Source organism: Pseudarthrobacter sp. Pseusp20 (assembly GCF_059492155.1).
Genome location: NZ_CP168521.1, coordinates 1,447,226 through 1,467,091, shown reverse-complemented (window position 1 = coordinate 1,467,091; position 19,866 = coordinate 1,447,226). Strand labels below are relative to the sequence as shown.

The 19,866-nt window shown below is 67.2% G+C and carries 22 protein-coding genes; 9 read left to right on the top strand and 13 right to left on the bottom strand.

Annotated features, from left to right (window positions below):
• The first annotated feature begins 10 nt into the window (after nucleotides 1-10).
• A complete protein-coding gene (locus tag ACEN9K_RS06920; protein WP_495635456.1) occupies nucleotides 11-646 on the top strand; it encodes an HAD hydrolase-like protein in 636 nt (211 codons plus the stop codon).
• A gap of 100 nt (nucleotides 647-746) precedes the next feature.
• Complete coding sequence (gene rlmC / locus ACEN9K_RS06915; protein WP_495635455.1) at nucleotides 747-1,874, top strand: 23S rRNA (uracil(747)-C(5))-methyltransferase RlmC; 1,128 nt, start codon at nucleotides 747-749, stop codon at nucleotides 1,872-1,874.
• Between the two features lie 12 nt (nucleotides 1,875-1,886).
• On the opposite strand, the gene ACEN9K_RS06910 is transcribed toward rlmC, so the two are convergent.
• Together ACEN9K_RS06910 and ACEN9K_RS06905 are read right to left on the bottom strand one after the other, a co-directional pair.
• The gene (locus ACEN9K_RS06910; RefSeq protein ID WP_495635454.1) at nucleotides 1,887-2,510 is read right to left on the bottom strand and encodes an FMN-binding negative transcriptional regulator; all 624 of its coding nucleotides are present in this window, start codon (nucleotides 2,508-2,510) and stop codon (nucleotides 1,887-1,889) included.
• A 19-nt stretch (nucleotides 2,511-2,529) separates the two neighbouring features.
• Nucleotides 2,530-3,456 carry a DMT family transporter gene (locus ACEN9K_RS06905; RefSeq protein ID WP_495635453.1) on the bottom strand — a complete coding sequence of 309 codons (927 nt, stop codon included), beginning with the start codon at nucleotides 3,454-3,456 and terminating at the stop codon, nucleotides 2,530-2,532.
• On the opposite strand from ACEN9K_RS06905, the gene ACEN9K_RS06900 reads away from it, so the two are divergent.
• Together ACEN9K_RS06900 and ACEN9K_RS06895 are read left to right on the top strand one after the other, a co-directional pair.
• Nucleotides 3,455-4,864, top strand: coding sequence for an aminotransferase-like domain-containing protein (locus ACEN9K_RS06900; RefSeq protein ID WP_495635452.1), 1,410 nt, complete (start codon nucleotides 3,455-3,457; stop codon nucleotides 4,862-4,864). The two genes, ACEN9K_RS06905 and ACEN9K_RS06900, sit on opposite strands and share 2 nt — an antisense overlap.
• Before the next feature lie 131 nt (nucleotides 4,865-4,995).
• A complete protein-coding gene (locus ACEN9K_RS06895; protein WP_495635451.1) occupies nucleotides 4,996-5,775 on the top strand; it encodes a hypothetical protein in 780 nt (259 codons plus the stop codon).
• Here ACEN9K_RS06895 and ACEN9K_RS06890 read toward each other — a convergent pair.
• The 4 genes from ACEN9K_RS06890 to ACEN9K_RS06875 form a co-directional block, all read right to left on the bottom strand.
• Nucleotides 5,772-6,602, bottom strand: coding sequence for an SDR family NAD(P)-dependent oxidoreductase (locus tag ACEN9K_RS06890; RefSeq protein ID WP_043425583.1), 831 nt, complete (start codon nucleotides 6,600-6,602; stop codon nucleotides 5,772-5,774). The genes ACEN9K_RS06895 and ACEN9K_RS06890 overlap by 4 nt on opposite strands.
• Before the next feature lie 199 nt (nucleotides 6,603-6,801).
• Nucleotides 6,802-7,329 (bottom strand): hypothetical protein, encoded by a 528-nt coding sequence (locus tag ACEN9K_RS06885; protein WP_056393377.1) that lies wholly within the window; start codon nucleotides 7,327-7,329, stop codon nucleotides 6,802-6,804.
• Between the two features lie 453 nt (nucleotides 7,330-7,782).
• Complete coding sequence (locus tag ACEN9K_RS06880) at nucleotides 7,783-9,186, bottom strand: GntP family permease (RefSeq protein ID WP_018771829.1); 1,404 nt, start codon at nucleotides 9,184-9,186, stop codon at nucleotides 7,783-7,785.
• A gap of 35 nt (nucleotides 9,187-9,221) precedes the next feature.
• Nucleotides 9,222-9,767: a gluconokinase gene (locus ACEN9K_RS06875; RefSeq protein ID WP_056393373.1), complete on the bottom strand. Its 546-nt coding sequence runs from the start codon at nucleotides 9,765-9,767 to the stop codon at nucleotides 9,222-9,224.
• Between the two features lie 192 nt (nucleotides 9,768-9,959).
• Here ACEN9K_RS06875 and ACEN9K_RS06870 point away from each other — a divergent pair, with 192 nt between their 5' ends.
• Nucleotides 9,960-10,694 (top strand): FadR/GntR family transcriptional regulator, encoded by a 735-nt coding sequence (locus ACEN9K_RS06870; RefSeq protein WP_495635450.1) that lies wholly within the window; start codon nucleotides 9,960-9,962, stop codon nucleotides 10,692-10,694.
• A 57-nt stretch (nucleotides 10,695-10,751) separates the two neighbouring features.
• Here ACEN9K_RS06870 and ACEN9K_RS06865 read toward each other — a convergent pair whose 3' ends face one another.
• From ACEN9K_RS06865 to ACEN9K_RS06840, 6 genes are all read right to left on the bottom strand, one after another.
• Nucleotides 10,752-11,708: a plastocyanin/azurin family copper-binding protein gene (locus ACEN9K_RS06865; protein WP_134164598.1), complete on the bottom strand. Its 957-nt coding sequence runs from the start codon at nucleotides 11,706-11,708 to the stop codon at nucleotides 10,752-10,754.
• Nucleotides 11,709-12,147: 439 nt separating this feature from the next.
• Nucleotides 12,148-12,351 carry a cold-shock protein gene (locus ACEN9K_RS06860; RefSeq protein WP_009372930.1) on the bottom strand — a complete coding sequence of 68 codons (204 nt, stop codon included), beginning with the start codon at nucleotides 12,349-12,351 and terminating at the stop codon, nucleotides 12,148-12,150.
• Nucleotides 12,352-12,552: 201 nt separating this feature from the next.
• A complete protein-coding gene (locus tag ACEN9K_RS06855; protein ID WP_495635449.1) occupies nucleotides 12,553-12,900 on the bottom strand; it encodes a PRC-barrel domain-containing protein in 348 nt (115 codons plus the stop codon).
• The gene (locus ACEN9K_RS06850; protein ID WP_495635448.1) at nucleotides 12,887-13,297 is read right to left on the bottom strand and encodes a hypothetical protein; all 411 of its coding nucleotides are present in this window, start codon (nucleotides 13,295-13,297) and stop codon (nucleotides 12,887-12,889) included. Before ACEN9K_RS06850 ends, ACEN9K_RS06855 begins: the two co-directional genes overlap by 14 nt.
• A complete protein-coding gene (locus ACEN9K_RS06845) occupies nucleotides 13,294-14,520 on the bottom strand; it encodes an Nramp family divalent metal transporter (protein WP_495635447.1) in 1,227 nt (408 codons plus the stop codon). Before ACEN9K_RS06845 ends, ACEN9K_RS06850 begins: the two co-directional genes overlap by 4 nt.
• 10 nt (nucleotides 14,521-14,530) lie before the next feature.
• On the bottom strand, nucleotides 14,531-15,070 hold the full coding sequence (locus tag ACEN9K_RS06840; RefSeq protein WP_495635446.1) for a hypothetical protein: 540 nt from the start codon (nucleotides 15,068-15,070) through the stop codon (nucleotides 14,531-14,533).
• A gap of 192 nt (nucleotides 15,071-15,262) precedes the next feature.
• Between ACEN9K_RS06840 and ACEN9K_RS06835 the strand changes: the two genes are divergently transcribed.
• The 4 genes from ACEN9K_RS06835 to ACEN9K_RS06820 all read left to right on the top strand — a co-directional run bounded on the left by ACEN9K_RS06835 (nucleotide 15,263) and on the right by ACEN9K_RS06820 (nucleotide 18,726).
• The gene (locus ACEN9K_RS06835) at nucleotides 15,263-15,664 is read left to right on the top strand and encodes a TfoX/Sxy family protein (RefSeq protein ID WP_495635445.1); all 402 of its coding nucleotides are present in this window, start codon (nucleotides 15,263-15,265) and stop codon (nucleotides 15,662-15,664) included.
• Between the two features lie 2 nt (nucleotides 15,665-15,666).
• Nucleotides 15,667-16,932 carry a flavin-containing monooxygenase gene (locus ACEN9K_RS06830; RefSeq protein WP_495635444.1) on the top strand — a complete coding sequence of 422 codons (1,266 nt, stop codon included), beginning with the start codon at nucleotides 15,667-15,669 and terminating at the stop codon, nucleotides 16,930-16,932.
• Between the two features lie 24 nt (nucleotides 16,933-16,956).
• A complete protein-coding gene (locus ACEN9K_RS06825; RefSeq protein WP_495635443.1) occupies nucleotides 16,957-17,721 on the top strand; it encodes an alpha/beta fold hydrolase in 765 nt (254 codons plus the stop codon).
• A 102-nt stretch (nucleotides 17,722-17,823) separates the two neighbouring features.
• Entirely contained in the window at nucleotides 17,824-18,726 is a 903-nt protein-coding gene (locus ACEN9K_RS06820) for an SRPBCC family protein (RefSeq protein WP_495635442.1), read from the top strand.
• Between the two features lie 95 nt (nucleotides 18,727-18,821).
• Here the strand turns inward: ACEN9K_RS06820 and ACEN9K_RS06815 are convergent, their stop codons facing one another.
• Complete coding sequence (locus tag ACEN9K_RS06815; RefSeq protein ID WP_056393356.1) at nucleotides 18,822-19,529, bottom strand: hypothetical protein; 708 nt, start codon at nucleotides 19,527-19,529, stop codon at nucleotides 18,822-18,824.
• Nucleotides 19,530-19,866 lie beyond the last annotated feature (337 nt).

The window sequence follows — 19,866 nt, the reverse complement described above, 5'->3', positions numbered from 1 at the left end:
CTTCAGCTGCGTGCTGTTGGACATGGACGGGACGCTGCTGGATTCGGCGGCAGGCGTGACGGCGAGCGCCGCCCGGGCGCTTGCCGCCGTGGGGGCCGCTGTGCCACCGGCCGGGGACCTGGTCCGGCTGGTGGGGCCGCCCATGCTTGAGTCCTTCCGCGAGCACCTGGGACACGATGAGGCCCTTGCCCGGCTGGCGCTGCGGCATTACCGGAAGGCTTACGCGGATCACGGTGCACACCAATCGGTTCCGTACACCGGGATCAGGGAACTGCTGGAACAGCTCCATCGTGCGGGCGTACCCATGGCGGTTGCCACCTCGAAGGCCGAAGACCAGGCGCTCCGGATGGCCCGCCTGTTTGGGATGGACCATTACTTCTCCGCCGTCTGCGGCGCATCGGACCAGGAAGCCAGGTGGAGCAAGGCAGATGTCATTGCCGAAGTGCTGGACAGGCTGAGGGCAGCCAAGGTGGATGTCTCTGCCCCGCTCATGGTGGGTGACCGCAGCTACGACGTGGCCGGGGCAGCCGTCCACGGTATTCCCACCGTCTTCGCCGGTTGGGGCTACGGCTCTGCAGGGGAAGAAGCAGGAGCCGCCTTCGTTGCGCCCTTCCCGGATGGGGTGCTGCCGGTTGCGCTGCCCTGACGGTACAGCCCTGAAAGGTACGACGCCGGCACTCCCCCAAGTGCCGGCGTCGGACCTGCACGTCGTGTCGGGGAAGGCAACCGGGTAAACTTGTCCGGTCATGCGCTGTTCCTACTTTGATGCCGGCACCTGCCGCTCCTGCACCCACATGGGCGTGCCCTACGGTGAGCAGCTGGCCGGCAAACAGCTGCACTGCCAGACCCTCCTGTCCGGTCACACCGAACTCGAATGGCTGCCGCCGGTGGCCAGCCAGGAGTCCGGCTTCCGCAACAAGGCCAAGATGGTGATCGGCGGGACCGCGCAGAATCCCACCATCGGGATCCTGGACGCCGATGGGCATGGCGTGGACCTGCGCAAGTGCGGCGTCTGCTCACCCGGCCTGCTCGCCTGTTTCCCCGTGCTGGCGAATTTCATCCGCCGGGTCCGCCTGACGCCCTATGACGTTCCCCGCCGGACCGGTGAACTCAAGCACGTCATCCTCACCGAGTCGCCGGACGGCGAGGTCATGCTCCGGCTGGTCCTGCGCTCGGACCAGGTGGTGCCGCGCATCCGGAAGCACCTCCCGGACCTCCTGGCCGCCCTGCCGCAGGTGAAGGTGGTCTCGGTCAACGTGCACCCGGAACACAAGGCCGTGCTGGAAGGCGACCGGGAGATCCTGCTGACCGGCCAGTCCACCCTGAACATGCGGGTCAACGACATCAACCTGCACCTCCGCCCGCAAAGCTTCTTCCAGACCAACAGTGAGATGGCCGCGGCCCTGTACCGCCAGGGACGCGAGTGGGTCAACGAACTGGCGCCGGCCTCGGTGTGGGACCTGTACTGCGGCGTGGGCGGGTTCGCCCTGCACAGCGCCGCACCGGCCCGCACCGTCACGGGCATTGAAACCAGCAGCGAAGCGATCGTGTCCGCCCGCCTCAGCAGTGACGAGGCAGGCCTGGAGGGGATGGAGTTCCAGGCCGGCGACGCCACCGCGTTTGCCCTGGCCAGCAAGCAGTCGCCGGACCTGGTGATCGTGAACCCGCCCCGGCGCGGCATCGGCAAGGAGCTCTGCGGCTGGCTGGAAGCCTCGGACGTGCAGCACGTTGTGTACTCCAGCTGCAACGCGCAGTCGCTGGCCCGGGACCTGGCCGCGCTCCCGTCGTTCACCGCCCGGCGTGCCCGCGTCCTGGACATGTTCCCGCAGACCACGCACTACGAGGTGATGGTGCTGCTGGAACGGGCGGCTTAGGGCCCTTAGGCGTCAGTTCCGGCGCGCGCGTTCGACGGCGGCCGCGCCGGCTTCGCGCCCCCCGGCCCGAAGACCCGCTGCCACTCCTTCAGCGTCGGCGTCGGAGCGGTTCTGGCTCAGTTTTTCCTTCGCCTCGATCCGGCTGATCACCAGCTCCACGCCCACGATCGCCCGCAGTTGCCCGGCAATGAACTTCTCCGGCGCGTCGTCCACGGCCCAGGGGTCTGCCCGGCCGTCCTCGTGCAGTCCGGTCAGGTGCCGGACGTGCCGTGCCAGCCAGCCGGCGTCGTCATGGATAACCAGCTCGCCGTACACGTGCGCGGTGCTGTAGTTCCAGGTGGGGACCACGCGCCCGTGCTCGGCCTTGGCGGCGTACCACGACGGCGAGATGTAGTCGTCGGGGCCCTGGATGATGGCCAGCGCCTCGCCGGCCGGCGCGGTGGACCACTGCGGGTTGGTGCGCGCCATGTGTGCCTGCAGCGCGCCGTGCTCCCCCACCGCCGGGTTGAAGGCGAAGGGCAGCAGTGTTGCCAGCAGGCCGTGGTCCGTCATGGTCACCAGGTTGGCGGCGCCGGGAGTCGTGAGGAGGTGCCGGACGGCATCGGGGCCGGCAGCAAAGTGGGCGGGAATGTACATGGGAAGTCCTTTCAGCAGTTCAGGGGGCCGGTTTGAGCCGGACGCGGACGGCCGCAGCGGCACAGAGGATCACGGCGAGGGCGCCGATCAGGGTGGTCCAGGTGAGCGCCTCCCCCAGCAGCAGCGCGGCCCAGCCGATGCTGAGGACGGGCTGGAGCAGCTGGATCTGGCTCACCTGCGCCATGGGGCCAATGGCCAGCCCCCGGTACCAGGCGAAGAAGCCAAGGAACATGCTGACCACGGCGAGGTAGGCGAAGGCAGCCCACTGGACGGGTGTGGCCGACGGCGGCTGGTCCAGGACCGACACTACGGCGAGGACCAGCATGGCCGGCGCGGCAAGGACCAGCGCCCAGGCGATGGTCTGCCACGAGCCCAGCGTGCGCGCCAGCAGGCCGCCCTCCGCGTACCCCACCGCGGCGCAGGCCACGGCGCCGAGCAGCAGGAGGTCCGCCCAGTACAGGTGCCCCACGCCGTCTGACTGGAGGAAGGCGAAGGAGATGGCGGCCAGCGAGCCGAGCGCCATCACCACCCAGAAGGCGGCCGGGGGCCGCTCTCCGGCGCGCAGGACCGCCACCGTTGCGGTGGCGGCCGGCAGGAGGGCGATCACCACGGCTCCATGTCCCGCCGGTACGGCAGTGAGGGCATAGGACGTCAGCAGCGGAAAGCCGACGACGACGCCGCCCGCCACGAGCGACAGGCGCAGCCAGGTGCGGGGCGGGGGCAGCCGCTGGCGGGTGATGGCAAGTGATGCGATGGCGAGGGCAGCGGCCACGACGGCCCGGCCGGAACCGATGAGCAGCGGCGGGATGCCTGCCACGGCCACGCGGGTGAACGGAACGGTGAAGGAGAAGGCCGCCACGCCGAGCAGGCCCCACCAGATTCCGGTGGCCTTTCGCGGCGATATCACTGGGCGATTCAGGACAGTAGCGCTACTATGCTCTTTCATGAATAACGATAGCAGTTCGCGGATCGTTGCGGCACTCCGGCAATGGGTCGGCGGCGCGTCTCCGGGGGCCCGGCTGCCGTCCACCCGGCAGCTCGTTGCCGAGTACCAGGCCAGCCCGGTGACAGTGCAGAAGGCGCTGCAGGCGCTGACCGCCCAGGGGCTGATTGAAAGCCGGCCCGGCGTTGGAACGTTCGTCCGTGCCGTGCGCACCGCCCGTCCGTCGGACTATGGCTGGCAGACGGCTGCGCTGCGGTCGCCGTCGTCCCCGCTGCCGTCGTCGTCGGGCACCATGCGCAACGTTCCCGGCGATGCCATTTGGTTCCATTCCGGCTACCCGGACCGCGAACTGCTGCCGGAACGGCTGGTCCGCGCCGCGCTGGCCCGGGCTGCCCGGGGCGACGCCGCACTGTCGCGGCCGCCGGCGGCGGGCATGCCGGAGCTGCAGCAATGGTTCGCGCAGGAACTGGGGTCGGCCACCCCGGTGGGCATCACGCCTCCCACCCCGAATGATGTGGTTGTGCTGCCCGGAAGCCAGAGCGGGCTCAGCTCCATCTTCCGTGCGCTGGTGGGCGCGGGACAGCCGCTGCTGATGGAGTCGCCGTCGTACTGGGGCGCCATCCTTGCCGCCGCGCAGACCGGGGTGCGGGTGGTTCCGGTGCCCACCGGCCCGGACGGGCCGGATCCCGCGGACGTGGACCGCGCCTTTGCCGAGACCGCGGCGCGGGCGTTCTACGTGCAGCCCAACTATTCGAATCCCACGGGCGGGCAGTGGGCGGCAGGGCGCGGCGACGAGATCCTGGACGTGGCCCGCCGGCACGGCGCCTTCCTGGTGGAGGACGACTGGGCACACGATTTCGGCATCACCTCCGACCCCGTTCCGCTGGCAACCCGCGATGATTCCGGCCACGTGGTGTACATCAGGTCCCTGACCAAGAGCGTGTCCACCGCCATCCGGATTGCTGCCGTGATCGTCCGGGGACCGGCGCGCGAACGCATCCTGGGCCAGCGCGCCGCCGAGTCGATGTACGTCAGCGGGCTCCTGCAGGCCGCCGCGCTGGACGTGGTGACGCAACCCGGGTGGCAGACCCACCTGCGGAGCCTCCGGCAGCAGCTCCAGTCACGCCGCGACCTGCTGGCCACCAGCATCCGGGAGCACCTCCCCCAGGCGCACCTCGATGTCCTGCCGAAGGGCGGCCTGAACCTGTGGCTGCGCCTGCCCGACGCCACGGATCTGCCGCGCCTGGTGCGGGACTGCGAGGATGCCGGCGTGATCATAGCCGCCGGCACGGAGTGGTTCCCGGCCGAACCCGCCGGAGCCTTCATCCGGCTCAACTACTCGGGTCCGAATCCGGGCGCCTACCCGGAGGGTGCGCGGCTGATCGGTGGGGCGCTGGCCAGGCAGGGCTGACCTCCGCACAACCGGGAGCTTCAAGGTTGGTGCAGGAATACATCAAGATTTGCGCTTAAACCGTTCCGGCCATCCCGGCGTAGCTACGCTGGCCGTGCACATCGCATCCAGCACACGCACTTGGGGGAACCATGCCTGCCGTCCAACGCTTTTCCGCGCCCCGCACCCGCCGTCGGGAACCCGCGCTGACCCCAGGAGCCGCCGGGCGGAAGGGCCCGCACAAGGTGCTGGGCGCCGGGGCCGCCGCCGTCGTGCTTCTGCTGACCGGGTGCGGTGCACCCCAGGCCTCCCTGAGCGCCGCTGCCGGACCCGCCAGCGAATCCGCCACCGCAACGCCCATTGCCGGTACACCGTGCACCGCCGCAAACGGGCAGCAGGTTTCGGCCGGCACCACCTACGTCTGTACCAAGGACGGGTCGGGCAGGCTGGTGTGGCTGGAAGCCGCGGAGTCCAAGCGCGTCACGGAGAAGCTGGCAGCCGCTGCCGCAGCGAAGGCGGCCGCCGACCAGGCCGCGGCGGAAAAGGCAGCCGCCGAGAAGGCGGCAGCTGACAAGGCCGCTGCCGACAAGGCCGCCGCTGACGCAGCCGCTGCAGAAGCTGCCGCCCGGCAGGCCGCCGAGGCGAAGGCGGCACAGGATGCTGCGGCAGCAAAGGCCGCCGCCGAAGCAGCCGCGAAGGCGGCAGCGCCGCCCGCTCCCGTTGCGCCTCCGGCCCCTGTTGCCCCGGCCATTCCGGGCACCAATCCCGGCTGCGACCCGAACTACTCAGGGTGCGTCCCCATTGCCTCGGACGTGGACTGCGCCGGCGGAAGCGGCAACGGACCGGCCTACGTCAGTGGCCCCCTCCAGGTTATTGGCAGGGACATCTACGGGCTGGACGCCGACCACGACGGCGTTGCCTGTGAGCGTTAGGGCTGGACGAAGGCCTTGACCAGCTCATCACTCTTGTCCCACAGCCCGCGCGCCAGTTCGGCGTCGTAAGCCTGCGGGTTGGCCTTGGCCAGGGCGCGCTTGGCGTAGTAGGCCCCGGAGATCCAGTCCGTGCCGGGGGTGCCGTTGATGAGCCACAGCATGGTGTCGGCACCCTGGTCCGGGCTGAGCATGAAGCGGTTCAGCAGGGTCTTGTAGGCATGCCGGAAGGGGCTGGTGGAATCTGCCGCGAAGTTGGTGCGGACAACGCCGGGGTGGAACGCCGCCGTCGTGATTCCCCGGTCATGGAAGCGGCGGTGCAGCTCGGACGTGAAGAGGATGTTGGCGAGCTTGCCCGTCCCGTAGGCGCGGTAGGTGCGGTACCCCTGCTCGGCCTTGAGGTCGAAGAGGTCCATCTTTCCCGAGTAGTTTGCGGCGCTGGCGGTGTTGATGATCTTCGCGTTGCTGGCCGCCAGCGTGTCCATCAGCAGGGTGGTGAGCAGGAACGGCGCCAGGTGGTTGACCTGGAACGTCAGTTCGTTCCCGTCCACCGTGAGCGTTCGCTTGCCCATCATGCCGCCGGCGTTGTTCGCCAGGACGTCAATGCGGGGGTACTTTTCCTCAAGTTCCGTGGCCAGGGTCCGGACCTGCGAAAGGTCGGCGAAGTCGGCGAGGTAAAAGTCTGCACCAATCTCCTCCGCCAGGGCGCGGGTCTTTTCAGCGGAACGTCCGACGACGACCACCTGCTCCCCCGCCTTTGCCAGTGTCCGGGCGGCCGCAGCGCCGATGCCGTCGCTGGCGCCGGTGATCACGATGGTGCGAGGAGTCAAGGGGTGTCCTTCGGTTGGCGGGTGGCGCGCATGGAATGCACGCCATGGGGAACAACGACGGCGGGGCGGCCGGTGTTCCCACCAGGGGCGGACCTGACGCATAAAGGGGCCCGGACGCGTTCCGCTCCGCAAAGAACTGGACTGGGTCCGGGCCCAATTTATTATGGGGGTGCCGATGGGCACCCTGCCGAATTACGCCTTAGCAGGAAAGTGCTACTGTCCCGGTGAGCCCGTTCGGGTCGGTAGCGGTGCAGCGGAAGATCACTGTACCTACCGGTTGCTCGATCACGAGCGTGATGGACGTGACCGTCAGAACCGGGTTGATGCCTTTCCAGTTGCTGTTCGGGCATCCCGCTTCAGCCGCAGTGACCTCGTTCTTGGCGGTCAGGTCGACCGGGTTGGTCACGAGGGTCAGGTTACCGTTCTTGATCGCCGAACTATCGATGAAGGTGGGTTCGCTGACAGGCCCTTCCAGGACCTTGTTCTGACCCGGGGCAACGTTGCCGCCCTGGTTCTGGCACTGGTAGACGGCGAAACCGGAAACGGTGACCGTGGCCTTGAGATCGGAATTTCCGAGGCCCGCGAGCACGGCGCGACAAGTGGTGGTGGATGTTGACCCGTTGGCGGTCACGGTACAGACCGGTTCGCCGCCTTTTTTGAAGTGTGGACTGGCGGCTTGGGCGGAAAGCCCGGTCGTGAACACGATGACGATTGCTGCGAACAGCATGAACAGTGGTCGGAGATAAGATCTCATGATTGCCTCTAGGGTGGCGGTCCGTCTCCGAACGATCATCGAAGGCGGGACTTTAGTTGATGGCCATCGGACTCTTCGCTGATGGCGAGATGAGCCGCTCTGTTGACCCCCAGCTACCATGGGCAAAGCCCTGCGCCCCGCGTTACGCGGGGTCCCCGAAACGGCAACAGCAGCATCCTAGGCCCTGCATGGATCTGCAATTGCAGCTAAAGGATACTGCCCTCGGCGGACAGCGTCCATGGCCCGGACTCCCCTACAATCCCCCTTTTTTGGCGGATATTCCCCCTGTTAAGCCACTCGGATGGCCACCCGAAGCAAGCGCATTCGATTCAGGCTCCCGCCAGCTTCTCGCCTGAATGCAAGAAGCGCCAGCCTCCGGTCAGAGGCATCTGACCGGAGGCTGGCGCCACATGTTTGGTGGGTTGCTTAGCCCCCTATACCGGCCACCATGAATATGACCGCGGCGACGGCGAAGCCCATCACGCCGATCAGCGTTTCCATCACGGTCCAGGTCTTCAGGGTGGTCTTGACGTCCATGCCGAAGAAGCGGCCAACCAGCCAGAAGCCGGAGTCGTTGACGTGTGAGACCACCACTGAGCCCGCAGCCACGGCGATGACCAGCGCCGCCACCTGCATGCCGGTCAGCCCCGCGGTGGCCACTGCCGGGGCGATGAGGCCCGCGGTGGTGGTCAATGCGACGGTGGCCGAACCCTGGGCGATGCGCAGGATGGCGGAGATGAGGAAGCCGGCCAGGATCAGCGGGATGCCCAGGTTGCCCAGGACAGAAGCCAGCGCCGCGCCGATGCCCGAGGTGCGCAGGACGCCGCCGAACATGCCGCCGGCGCCGGTAATAAGGATGACAGAGCAGACCGGGCCCAGCGAGGACTCAAGCAGCTTCTCCAGGGCACCGGCGTGGGTTCCGCGGCGGGCTCCGAGGACATACATGGCCACCAGCACGGCGATCAGCAGCGCCACCGGCGTTTCACCCACGGTGCGAAGGAGCTGGAACCACTGTTCCTTCTTCACGGCGTCGGACAGCACGCCGGAGGAGGCCAGGGTGTTCAGGCCGGTGTTGAGGAAGATCAGGACCAGTGGCAGGAGCAGCAGGCCAATGATGGTGCGGAACCGGGGCGGGTGGGACTCGGCCTCCGCGCTGGCGTGGCCCAGGATTTCCGGCACGGGCAGGACCAGCTTCTTGCCGGTCCAGAGGCCATACAGGTAGGCCGTGACGTACCAGGTGGGAATGGCGGTGATGAGGCCGGCGATCAGCACCAGGCCGATGTTGGCGTCAAAGAATGCAGCGGCCGAGACCGGCCCCGGGTGCGGCGGCAGGAAGATGTGCATGACCGAGAACGCGCCGGCGGCCGGAAGTCCATACCGCAGCACGCCGCCGCCAAGTCGGTGGGCTACGGCGAAGACGACGGGCAGCATGACCACCAGGCCGGCGTCGAAGAAGATGGGGAAGCCGAAGATCAGGGAGGCCAGGCCCAGGGCGAACGGTGCCCGTTTCTCGCCAAAGACGCCGATCAGGTAATCGGCCAGGACTTTGGCGCCGCCGCTGGTTTCCACGATGCGGCCGAGCATGGCGCCGAGGCCGACGAGCAGTGCCACGGTACCCAGGGTGGTGCCGAAGCCGTTGATCAGGACCGGAACCACCTGGTTGGCGGGGATTCCGGTGGCGAAGGCGGTGGCGAGGCTGATGAGGATCAGTGCCACCAGCGCGTGCATCTTCAGCCGGATGATGAGGAACAGCAGCACAAGAATTGCCGCCGCGGCGATGAGCAGCAGGGGGCCTGCACCCATCGTCTGGGTCCATCCTTCGATGGTCATGGTTCTCCTTTGAAACAGGGTTGGGGACTACGGGGTCAGGACGCTTTGGGCGCCTGGCCGGCGGGGAGGTTCAGGGCCCGGACGACGGCGGCGACCAGCTCTTCGGGTGAGTGCGAGATATCGAGGCGGAGGCTGCCGGCGTCGAGCTCTTCCTGGCTGAGCGGTTCAAGGGTGGCCAGCTGGCTGGGCAGCAGGGCGGGCGGCATGAAGTGGCCCACCCGGCCCTGCATCCGCTGGCTGATCAGGTCCGCGCCGCCGTCGAGGTGGAGGAAGATGACACGGCCTTCGGCGCCGGCGAGCAGCTCCCGGTAGCCGCGCTTGAGCGCGGAGCAGGTGAGGACGGTGCTCTTGCCGGCGGCGGCCTGCGCGGTCATCCAGCTGCGGATCTCATCGAGCCAGGGCCAGCGGTCCTCGTCCTGGAGCGGAATCCCCTGGCTCATCTTGGTGATGTTCGCTTCTGGATGGAACTCATCCGCTTCGGCGCAGGCCCATCCCAGCTGCTGGGACAGGGCGGCCGCCAGGGTGGATTTGCCGGAACCGGCAACGCCCATGACCACCAGGTGCGTGGCTGGATACTGCATGTCATACCTCCGGAGAAGACGTCTTTGGCTTTCGAAGAAGCTCGCTGCGGGCCCGGTGTTCATCGAACCAAGCGATAAGGTATCACCTTTTTGAGCAATAGATACTATCTATTCGTGTCACAAGTCATACCTTTGGTGGTTAGGGGGCTATTCTTGAGGGGCGCACCGGCGCGTAAGGGAACGGGGAAAAGAATGTCGACGGCGACAGTCCAGGACGGCGATGAAGTGCACGACGGCGGGCCTGCCCCAGCCACGCAGGGCCGGGTTATTGAGGCAGTGGGGGTAGCCATAGCCTCCGGGAAGCTGGCCCCGGGCACCCGCCTCACCCTTGAAGGGCTGCAGCACGACTACGGCATCTCCCGGACCGTTGCCCGGGACACCATGAAGGTCCTGGAATCGATGAACTTGGTCTATTCGCGGCGTCGCGTGGGCATCGTGGTGGAGGAACCGTCCCTGTGGAATGTGTTTGACCCCAACCTGGTGCGCTGGCGGCTGGCCTCGGATCGGCGGGACCTGCAGTACAGCAGCCTGACCGAGCTGCGCATCGCCGTCGAACCCATCGCGGCCGCCGGGGCGGCACGCCGGGCCAGCGCAGCAGAACGTGCCCAGCTCGTGGCCCTGGCCGCTAACCTCCGCAAGCTGGGCGAGGCTGGTGATCTTCAGGCCTTCCTGGCCGCCGACATCGCCTTCCACCAGCTGCTGCTGCGAAGCTGCGGCAATGAAATGTTCCGTGCGCTGGAAGGAATGATCGCAGAGGTCCTGACCAGCCGGACCCGGCAGGGGCTCATGCCGTTCAAGCCGAGGAACGAGGCGCTGAAGGCGCACGAGGACGTGGCCTCAGCCGTGGCCGGCGGTGACACGGCGGAGGCTGAACGGGCCATGCACCACATCCTCGATGAGGTGCGGGAGGCCATGGGGCTGCACTGACCCGGAAAACGCAGGTCCGGCCGGGGCAACCGCCCCGGCCGGACCGTGTAGCCGGCGTTAGTCGACCACTCTCACCTTGCCCACCATGCCCATGTAGTCATGGAGTGCGCAGATGTACTCGAACGTTCCTTTGGACTTGAACGTTACTTCGAATGTGCCGCCACCGGGCGGGATGATGCCCGAACTAAGGTCGCCGCCGGTGAAATGCTCCGGGTCGCCGGACGGGGCGAAAATGTTCGCCGGTTCAGTGCCGAAGGTGACCGTGTGGGGTGCGCCCATGCCATCATTGACGAACTCCACCGTCTCGCCCACGTGCACCGTCACGGTGGGCCGCACGAACCGCATGACCATGGCCACGCCGTCGTCACCGCCTGCCATCACCTTGTGGTTGGATGCCTCCTGTGCCAGGGATGCGTCCAGTTGGTGCCCGTCCCGGAGGATGGCCCGCTCCTGCGCCCGTGATGCCTTGTCGTAGTCAGCTTGGCTGTACGGGTAGTCGGTGCCCCGGTCGCGCACGTGCACGGTCCCCTTCATCATCGTGCCGTGGACCAGGCAGTAGTAGGTGAAGTTTCCTTCCCGGGGGAAGGACAGGGTGTAGCTCCTCGCATCCGGGAAGCCAGGGACGTCCACGTTGGCCAGGATGCCGGAGTTGTAGTACGACTTTCCGTCGTAATAATCCTTTCCGCGCTTCTGCAGCTCATCGTCGCTGAACGGATTGAACGGCTGCAGCGACTGGCCTGCCGCTAGGAACGTCACGGTATGTATTTCTGCGGAGTTTGCCTGCCAGGTGATGGTGTCCCGCTCATTGATGTAGATCTCTGAGGGAAGGAAGGCCATCCCCTGGATCTCCTGGTCGCTGGACTCAGAGCCCACCTGTACCTGCCAGGTCCGGTGGCCCCCTCCGTCGGCTGACGCGGGGCCGGCTGCAGCCAGGGAGGCGAGCAATGCGACAGCGAATGCCACAATCAATGCCAGCTTGTTGGATCTCGGTTTGATTCCCCGATAGTGCTTCATGGCGATGCTTTCTTGAACGGCGATCTGTTAAATGCCGATTTGCAGCTGCGGCCGATTCAAACCCATTGCATGACTGGCCCAACCGGCCACTGTTTTTTCGGAGTGAAGGTGCCGGCTGCCGATGCCGGGGAGCGCGGGCAGCCAGTGCCGGCCGGTGATCGGGGCCGGATATGCACCACCCCAACTGGTGCCGCGCAGGTTCAATTCTCTTCCCAGCCAAGGCGCTGGTTCCGCACGTCAGAGGCGTGCGCAGTACAAGAGTGCTCCTGCAATTCACATTTGTCGAGACGGTTCTTCCAAGGAAGATGCTCGCCCAACGCTCAGCCCTGGGGCAGGCCCAACCCGGGGAACTGGCACACATGGGTTAAACAAAAAGCAGGGCCTGCCGATAAACGGCAGGCCCTGCTTGGAAACCTAACGGTCCCGGAACTCTAAGGAATTAGAGAGCCTGGATGTTGGTGGCCTGGGGACCCTTGGGGCCCTGCTCGGTGTCGAAGGAAACCTTCTGGTTCTCTTCGAGGGAGCGGAAGCCGTTGGAGTTGATCGCGGAGTAGTGCGCGAAAACGTCCTGCGAGGAGTCGTCCGGGGAAATGAAGCCGAAGCCCTTTTCAGCGTTAAACCATTTGACGGTACCAGTAGCCATTATTTTTGTCCTTCGTGAAGGTGGAGGGAAAATCCCGACTTTCGGGCCCTCCGGCGTGGGGTGTTCAAAAACCGCTACTTCAGAAGAACACGGACTTTCGACCGCGCGTACTGCCTGAACTACCAACTGCATAAACACAACAACAGTCTCAACACTACAGGAGTTTCCGCCCACACCTAATCCCGCACCGGTTGGGCGCCGCTAAACCTGGCCGCCGCCGTCCAACGCCGTGCTGTAGCGGGTGTATCCCGGCCGGAGCCGGACTGAGTGCGGCCCCACCATCGATATGTCCTCCCACAGCACCAGGAACGAGCCGCGGTGCCGCCACCGGAGGATCCGGGCCAGCAGCCAGGGCCGGGTGAGGCCGTTCCGCTCGTAGCCCAGGAACGATGCGACACTGTGCGGGCTGACCACCAGCCCCAGCAGCCGCGGCTCCGCCATCAGCTGGTGCGGGGCTCCGTCCAGCACGAAACGGGCGTCGGCAACGCGGCCCAGCCGTCCGCCGTCGGCATCGTGGACCGGTGTGCCCAGCAGGTCACCGAGGATCATGGCGGCCTCCCGGTATCCGCGCAATGATCTTGTCCCGCACCCACCGTTCCACCCAGCCGGCGTCCAGCGGCTCCCCGCTCACGCCAAGGCGCACCACCACACCCACTTCCGCCACGTCCTTCCACGGGATGCGGATCAGCCGGGACGACGGCGGCCTGCCGCCAAAGATCCGCGTGCCCAGGACCGCGCCGGTCAGCAGGGCGGTGATGGCCGGCGGTGCCGTCCCCGCCGGAATCTCCACGTCCAAATCAGGCCCGCCCACCTCAAGGTCGTCCACGGTGGTGACCGGGACGCCGTCGTGGTCCAGGACCTGCCGGTCCATGAGGTGCAGTTGCGCGTCCAGGATGCGGCCGCTTACGCGCGGAACCGGCGGCAAAGGACCGGATGGCGATGTCATGAGCCGGCTCCTGTCACAATCATGAGCGGGATGGCGGCAAGCGAGGCCACCAGGATGATCACCAGGTAAACCATTCCCAGCACGTTCACGGCCCGCCCGTTCACATGCTCGCCCATGTACTGGGGATCATTGGCCACGATGAGGACCGGCAGGTACGTGAGCGGCAGGGCGATGGCGGAGAACACCACCGAGTATTCGGTCACCAGCACCGGGTCCACGCCGGTGGCCAGGACGGCCATGCCCACCAGGAGGCACACCATCATCGACAGGTGGAACCGCGCGGCCTCCGCCGGCCGGCGGAACTTCCCCCAGGACCAGCCAAAAAACTGGGCCAGGGTGTATCCGGACGAGAGGGTGGTCTCCAGGGCGGCGCCGAACGTGGCGGCCACAATGCCCACCAGCACAAACGCCAGCCCGACCTTCCCGCCACCCTCCGCCACGGGCAGGACCACCTGGGACAGCGACGTCACCGAAATACCGGCGGGCAGGAGGACGACGGCGGCGCACCCGGCGATCGCCACGGACAGCAGGCCGCCCAGCGGGAAGCCGACCAGGACGTTGATGCGCTCCTGCAGCAGGTCCTTCACGGTCCAGCCTTCCTCGACGGCCCCGGAGGAGAAGAAGAAGACCTCATAGGGGGTCATGGCAGCGCCGAACAGCGCGATCGCGTAGTAGCTGTAGGTCCATACCGTTTCCTGCTCCGGCACGGCCGGCGCCAGCTGCCCGGCGAGCGCACCCCAGTCCGGCTTGAGCAGGAACAGCGCCACCGCAAAGACAATCAGCGTCAGCCCCAGCAGGCCCGTGACGTTCTCCATGATGGAGAACCGCACCCGCCAGATCACCAGCCACACTGCCACCGCGGCCACGGGAATCCACAACAGGTAATACACACTGCTGGCCAATTGCAGGGCCAGGGCCACGCCGCCGATCTCCGCCGTGACCGTCATGAGGTTGATTAGGAACGACGCCGAGAGGTTGGCCAGCCCGGCCCGGGGCCCCAGGCGTTCGCGGATCACTTCGAACGTGGCGCGGCCGGATGCGGCCGCCACCCGGCCGGACATGTTGGCGAAGAGGCAGATGCCCAGTACGCCGACGGCCACCACCCACACCAGCGACAGGCCGAAGCGGGAACCGACAACGGCGTTGGTCACCAGGTCCCCGATGTCCACGAACCCGCCGATGGCGGTGAGGATCCCGAGCGCGACGCCGAGGAGCCGCTTCACGGTTCCGCCCTCATTGTGACCCCACCTTGCCTTCGAGCTGCTTCAGGGCGTCCTGCGCGTCCGCGAGCGCCTTGTCACCGTCCGCGAGGGAGGGGGCGCCGCCGTCGTTCCCTGCCAGGGCGGCGCGCGCCACGGCGAACCCCGCGGCGCAGTTGTCCAGCACGTCCAGTGCCCGCTTCTGGGTTTCGCGGTCCTCCTGCGTTGCCGGCGAGAGGTTGAGGACGGTGTTCCGGCTCCCCTGGACTTCTTTTAGCTCATCGTCGAGGGCGGTGGAGGTGGCGGCGCGGGTCAGCTTGCCGTCCATATCCTGCCGGAGCGCGATCCGGGCTGTGGCCACCGCGGAGGAGCTGTCCTTCACGGCGGTGGCCACCGACTGGCTGGTGCCGCCGCTGCAGCCGGTGAGGAGGGCGAGCGCGGCGAGGGCAACGAACGCGAGCCGGGGTGCGGCGGCGGGACGGTTGGCCGGGCGGCACCGGCTTCCTGCAGCCGGGGCGGAGGCCGGCGTGTTCAGCACCGTTGCCTCCAGCCCCCGGGACAATCCCGGATCCATGCGACCTGGCGGGGCAGCCACAAAATAGTTGCCTTGAGCTATATATAGCACTCCGCCGGGAAGTTTGACCTGCTCAGGACGGGATTTATTGCCGGCTGGGCGCATGCATCCCGGACCCTCGACCCCGCCTCCGAATAGGCATATCCTGCATCCAGATCCTGCGGATACACCCTGCCACCGGGAGATGAAGCCATGGAGATGCCCAAAGCCACCGAGGAAGACAAAGAGCGGTTCCGGCGCGTGGTTCCCGACCATCCGGGGGTGGTGGTGAAGCCGATGTTCGGCAACCTTGGCGCGTTCGTCAACGGCAACATGTTCGCCGGGCTGTTCGGTTCCACCATCGGCGTGAAGCTCTCCCCGAAGGACAAGGAGGTGCTGGAGTCGTCCGAGCGGACCGTGCCGTTCGGGCCGGCCGAGCGGCCCATGGGCGGTTACACCGGGCTGCCGGAAATGTGGAATGAAGAGGGCGACGGCGATGACACCCGGGCGCGGGCCTGGGCCGGGAAGGCGCTGGACTACGTCGCGTCCCTGCCGCCCAAAGGGCCCAAGGAACCTAAAGCCCGTGCCTCCAGGACCTCAAAGGCGGCGCAGTAGCCATGTCCGCCCCCGCGGTTTCCCGCCATGAGACCAACACGGTGGTAGTGGGCGCCGGACAGGCAGGCCTGGCCACGAGCTACTGGCTGTCGCAGCGTGGCGTGGAACACCGGATCCTGGAGCAGCGGCCCGGCCTGGGCGGCGCCTGGCAGGACCGGTGGGATTCCTTCTACCTGAACACCCCCAACTTTTCAGTCTCCCTGCCGGGGAAGCCCTACGACGGACCGGAACCGGACGGGTTCATCGCCCGGGACGCCACCATCGACTTCTTCCGCCGCTACGCCCGGGACATCCATGCCCCGGTGGAGCTGGACACGACGGTGACCCGGATCGCCCCGGCGGATGCCGGGTTCACCCTCGAAACGGACCGGGGCACGTGGGCCGCCCGGAACGTGGTGCTGGCCAGCGGCGCCTTCCAGCGCCCACGGACCCCGCCTGCCGCCGTCGGCCTCTCCCCCGAAGTCCTGCAGCTGCACAGCCACGACTACCGCAACCCCGCCCAGCTCCCGCAGGGTGCGGTGCTGGTGGTGGGCACCGGGCAATCGGGCGGCCAGATTACCGAGGACCTGCTGGACGCCGGCCGCACCGTGCACCTGTCCGTGTCCAGCTGCCCGGAGGCGCCCCGGCGGTACCGGGGGCAGGACATCTTCCACTGGATCGTGGAGGTGAACGTCCACGGCCCGGAGTACGGCATCAACGCGCTCCAGGTGGACGGGCTGCCCTCCCCCGCCGGGCGCTTCATGTGCAATCCGCTGCTGTCCGGCAACGACGGCGGCCACAGCGTGCACCTGCGTGAACTGGGACGCCGCGGCGTCCGGCTGCACGGCCGGTTCGAGGGAATCGACGACGGTGTCCTCGTCTTCACCGACGACCTCGCCGAGCGCCTGGCACTGGTTGAGGCAGGGTTCGGGCAGCGGCTGGGACGGCTGTCCGATGCGTACATCAAGGCTGCCGGGATCGACGCTCCGGAGGCGGACGTGCCGGAGGAAGACCACTGGCTGCCCGCAGAGCCAGGCGCCCGGCTGGACCTTAAGGCGGAAGGGATCACCTCCATCATCTGGTGCACGGGCTACGCGCTGGACTTCAGCATGCTGGACCTTCCCCTCCTGGACGAATGGAACTACCCGCGCCACACGAAAGGCGTGACGGAGCACCCGGGCCTGTACGCCGTCGGGCTCCCCTGGCTCACGCGCCATATCTCCGCCACCCTCGTGGGGGCGGGCCCGGACGCCGAGTACGTGACCGGACATCTGGCAGCGCGCCGCTGACCGGCGCCGGCGAAAGACAATGCCATGGAACCGCTCCGCGTGATCCTGCTTCCCGGCAGCGTCCTTCCCGCCGGCCCCGCCTACGGCGCGCTGCTGCAGGTCCTGGGACCCGGAGTGGACGCCATCGCCAAGGACCTGGAGCTCTACGCCGGGGATACGCCGCCGCCGGGATGGAGCCTGGATGCAGAGGCGGACGGCGTGCTCCGCGAGGCCGACGCCCATGGCTGGGACACCTTCCACCTGGTGGGGTATTCCGGCGGCGGAGCTGCCGCGTTGGCCCTCGCCGCCTCACATCCCGGACGGCTCCGCAGCCTGGCGCTGCTTGAGCCGGCCTGGGCGGGAAACTGGGACTGGAGCCCTGCCCACACCGAACTGTGGCAGCGTTACGGCCAGTTGTCCGCCCTGCCGCAGGACGAGTTCATGCCGGCCTTCATGAGGCTGCAGGTAAAGCCCGACGCCGTCCTGCCGGCACCGCCGCCCGGCCCGCCGCCGCCGTGGATGGCCAAGCGGCCGGCAGGCATCAACGCCTTCCTCCAGGCGTTCAACACCTATAACCTGGACCGCGGCCGCCTTGCCTCCTTCACGAAACCTGTGCTGTTTGTGCTGGGCGGCATGAGCAGTCCGGACGAGCAGGGCGACAACGCCGCCCGGCTGGCCCGCGTCTTTTCCGATTACCGGCTGGAAGTCTTCCCGGGCCGCCACCATTTCGACCCCCCGCACCGGGCTGAGCCGCAGAGGGTCGCCGCACTGCTGCGTGGGCACTGGACCCGGGCGGAGGCGGCCTCCTAGCTGCAGACGGGGACCTTTTCCCCTGTTTCTGCCCTCCCCCAGGGACTGCACTGGAGAGACAAGTGCAGGGCACCCCGGCGCTTGCCGAAAAGGAGATGGAAAATGACCAGGAACGTTATTTGGAGCATTAGGATCCAGGCCCCCGTGGACAGGGTGTTCTCCTTCCTGAGCGACCCCGCGAACTGGATGAAGGCCTTCCCCGGGGACAGCGACGTCACCCAGCTGGACATCAAACCCGAGGGCAACGGCACCTCGGCGCGCTGGTCCGCCAAGATGTGGGGCCTGCCCATGCACGTGACCCACGAGTACCGGGAAGTGGTTCCGAACAAGCGCATCGTTTCCGGAACGTCCGTGGGGCCCACCCTCACCTTCACGCTGGAGCCGGTGGATGACGGAACCGAACTGACGGTCGAGGAGAGCCTGGACATCCCGGCGCCCGTGGTCCGGGTGCCGGCCCAGGCCCTGTTTGCGCGGTGGACGGAGGCCGACATCAAGGGTATGGCGGCAAACGTCAAAAGCCTGGTGGAAACAGGGATGAAGACGACCCCCGAAAGCGAGGCAAAATTCACCCAGAACCTGACGTGGTCCGGGTCCGTCATCATCGATGCCCCGCTGCCGGCGGTCTTCGAACTGGTCCGCGACCCAAGTGTCTGGCTGGGCCCGGATGTGCAGATCACGGATTTGAAGACCACCCCCGAGGGCGTGGGAACCACCTTCCAGGCGGCCTGGAAAGTCCTTGGCATCCCGCTGAAGACAACGCACGAGTACACCGAGTTCACCCGGAATGAGCACTTCACTTCCAAGGCCGCCCTTGGCCCGGTGTTCACGGTGGAAGTGGCCCCTGCCAACGGCTGGACCCGGCTCAGCATGCGATCGGACGTGGTTCCGCGGAACATGGCGGAAGCGGCAGTTGACGCCCTGGTCATGAAGATGGGCGAGCGCGGCCAGACCGAACTCCTGGCCAGCATCAAGGCGACGGCGGAAGCCCAGGCCGGGGCACGGTAGCCCGACCAGGGAACGGCGCTGACCGGCAGGTGCGAACCGGCGGGGGCTAGGGCGGCAGGTCCGCCAGCACCTGCCGCTTCGTTTGCCTGGGCCCCTTAGCCTGCCCGGGGCCCGGGGCCGTGCGTCTTCTGCCGTCCGTCGCGGTGGGCGACGTAGGCGTAGACCATCAGCGTGATTCCCGCCAGGATCATGATGGCCGGGAAGGCGAAGTCCAGGGAAATGAACACCACCGTGGCCTGGAGCGCAAAGATCAAACCCATGACCGTCAGGACCGCCGCGGGGATCAGCGGCCAACTCATCCTTTCGCTGGGGTGGTCGGCAGCGTGCCCGGAGCTACGGACCGGGACCAGGGAGAGCGCGCCGAAGGTGGCTGCCAGGCCCAGGAACAGGACGGCCGCGGTCGGCATGCCCTGCAGTTCCTGCGGGAGTGCCACGATGACAGCAAGCGTCAACATGACGCCCGCCGGGATCAGGGCCCACCAGTTGGTGCGCTCGCGGAGGAACACGGCGGCGAACCCGCCACCCATGAAGAGGAAGAGGAAAGATGCACCCCATGCGCCGTTGGTGAGCTGCGTGGTGGTGATGACCGCTGCCAGGCCCAGGAACACGGACCCGGGGATGGCCGCCCACCAGTTCTCCCGGCGCTGGACGAACAGGGACAGGAACAAAACCCCTATGGCCGCGAAGATCAGCGGTGCGACAAAAGCTGCCGTGTCCATGACGCCGAGCCGGTCCAGCAGTAAGAGCCCACCCAGCCCAATAAGGACAAGGCCTGCAATAATGCTTGCGTTCGCCGATTTCACCGTGTGCCTCCCGGATCCGGCAGGCGGCCTTACGCCGCCCTGCTGATTTCAGGCTAGGGCCGGCCCCGCAACCGGAAACAGGGCACAAAGCCCCCGCCTTCCAAGGGAACCAAACCTCCAAACCTTCCACGCGGGAATCCGTACCCGTCCTCCCCCATGCCGGGACTTTCAGCCCTACAGCGGGAGCCCAGACCCTTGGCATCCTTGTAGGGGCGCCGTCCGGGTCCTCAGGTTTGCGAGGCCGGAGTGGCTTTCCCCCTGACGCCCCTCCCCTGAGACCCAGTTCCCTTGCACACAGTTCACTTGCACACACTTCCCTTGCCGCTGAGGCATTACC

Excerpts from the sequence above, each read along its gene's own strand:
- ACEN9K_RS06900 (WP_495635452.1), top strand. The coding sequence starts at position 3,455 with ATGAATAACGATAGCAGTTCGCGGATCGTTGCGGCACTCCGGCAATGG.
- ACEN9K_RS06905 (WP_495635453.1), bottom strand. The coding sequence starts at position 3,456 with ATGAAAGAGCATAGTAGCGCTACTGTCCTGAATCGCCCAGTGATATCG.
- ACEN9K_RS06850 (WP_495635448.1), bottom strand. The coding sequence starts at position 13,297 with ATGACATCGCCATCCGGTCCTTTGCCGCCGGTTCCGCGCGTAAGCGGC.
- ACEN9K_RS06895 (WP_495635451.1), top strand. The coding sequence starts at position 4,996 with ATGCCTGCCGTCCAACGCTTTTCCGCGCCCCGCACCCGCCGTCGGGAA.
- ACEN9K_RS06860 (WP_009372930.1), bottom strand. The coding sequence starts at position 12,351 with ATGGCTACTGGTACCGTCAAATGGTTTAACGCTGAAAAGGGCTTCGGC.
- ACEN9K_RS06835 (WP_495635445.1), top strand. The coding sequence starts at position 15,263 with ATGGAGATGCCCAAAGCCACCGAGGAAGACAAAGAGCGGTTCCGGCGC.
- ACEN9K_RS06855 (WP_495635449.1), bottom strand. The coding sequence starts at position 12,900 with ATGATCCTCGGTGACCTGCTGGGCACACCGGTCCACGATGCCGACGGC.
- ACEN9K_RS06825 (WP_495635443.1), top strand. The coding sequence starts at position 16,957 with ATGGAACCGCTCCGCGTGATCCTGCTTCCCGGCAGCGTCCTTCCCGCC.
- ACEN9K_RS06910 (WP_495635454.1), bottom strand. The coding sequence starts at position 2,510 with ATGTACATTCCCGCCCACTTTGCTGCCGGCCCCGATGCCGTCCGGCAC.
- ACEN9K_RS06865 (WP_134164598.1), bottom strand. The coding sequence starts at position 11,708 with ATGAAGCACTATCGGGGAATCAAACCGAGATCCAACAAGCTGGCATTG.
- ACEN9K_RS06840 (WP_495635446.1), bottom strand. The coding sequence starts at position 15,070 with ATGGATCCGGGATTGTCCCGGGGGCTGGAGGCAACGGTGCTGAACACG.
- rlmC (WP_495635455.1), top strand. The coding sequence starts at position 747 with ATGCGCTGTTCCTACTTTGATGCCGGCACCTGCCGCTCCTGCACCCAC.
- ACEN9K_RS06870 (WP_495635450.1), top strand. The coding sequence starts at position 9,960 with ATGTCGACGGCGACAGTCCAGGACGGCGATGAAGTGCACGACGGCGGG.
- ACEN9K_RS06820 (WP_495635442.1), top strand. The coding sequence starts at position 17,824 with ATGACCAGGAACGTTATTTGGAGCATTAGGATCCAGGCCCCCGTGGAC.
- ACEN9K_RS06885 (WP_056393377.1), bottom strand. The coding sequence starts at position 7,329 with ATGCTGTTCGCAGCAATCGTCATCGTGTTCACGACCGGGCTTTCCGCC.
- ACEN9K_RS06830 (WP_495635444.1), top strand. The coding sequence starts at position 15,667 with ATGTCCGCCCCCGCGGTTTCCCGCCATGAGACCAACACGGTGGTAGTG.
- ACEN9K_RS06880 (WP_018771829.1), bottom strand. The coding sequence starts at position 9,186 with ATGACCATCGAAGGATGGACCCAGACGATGGGTGCAGGCCCCCTGCTG.
- ACEN9K_RS06875 (WP_056393373.1), bottom strand. The coding sequence starts at position 9,767 with ATGCAGTATCCAGCCACGCACCTGGTGGTCATGGGCGTTGCCGGTTCC.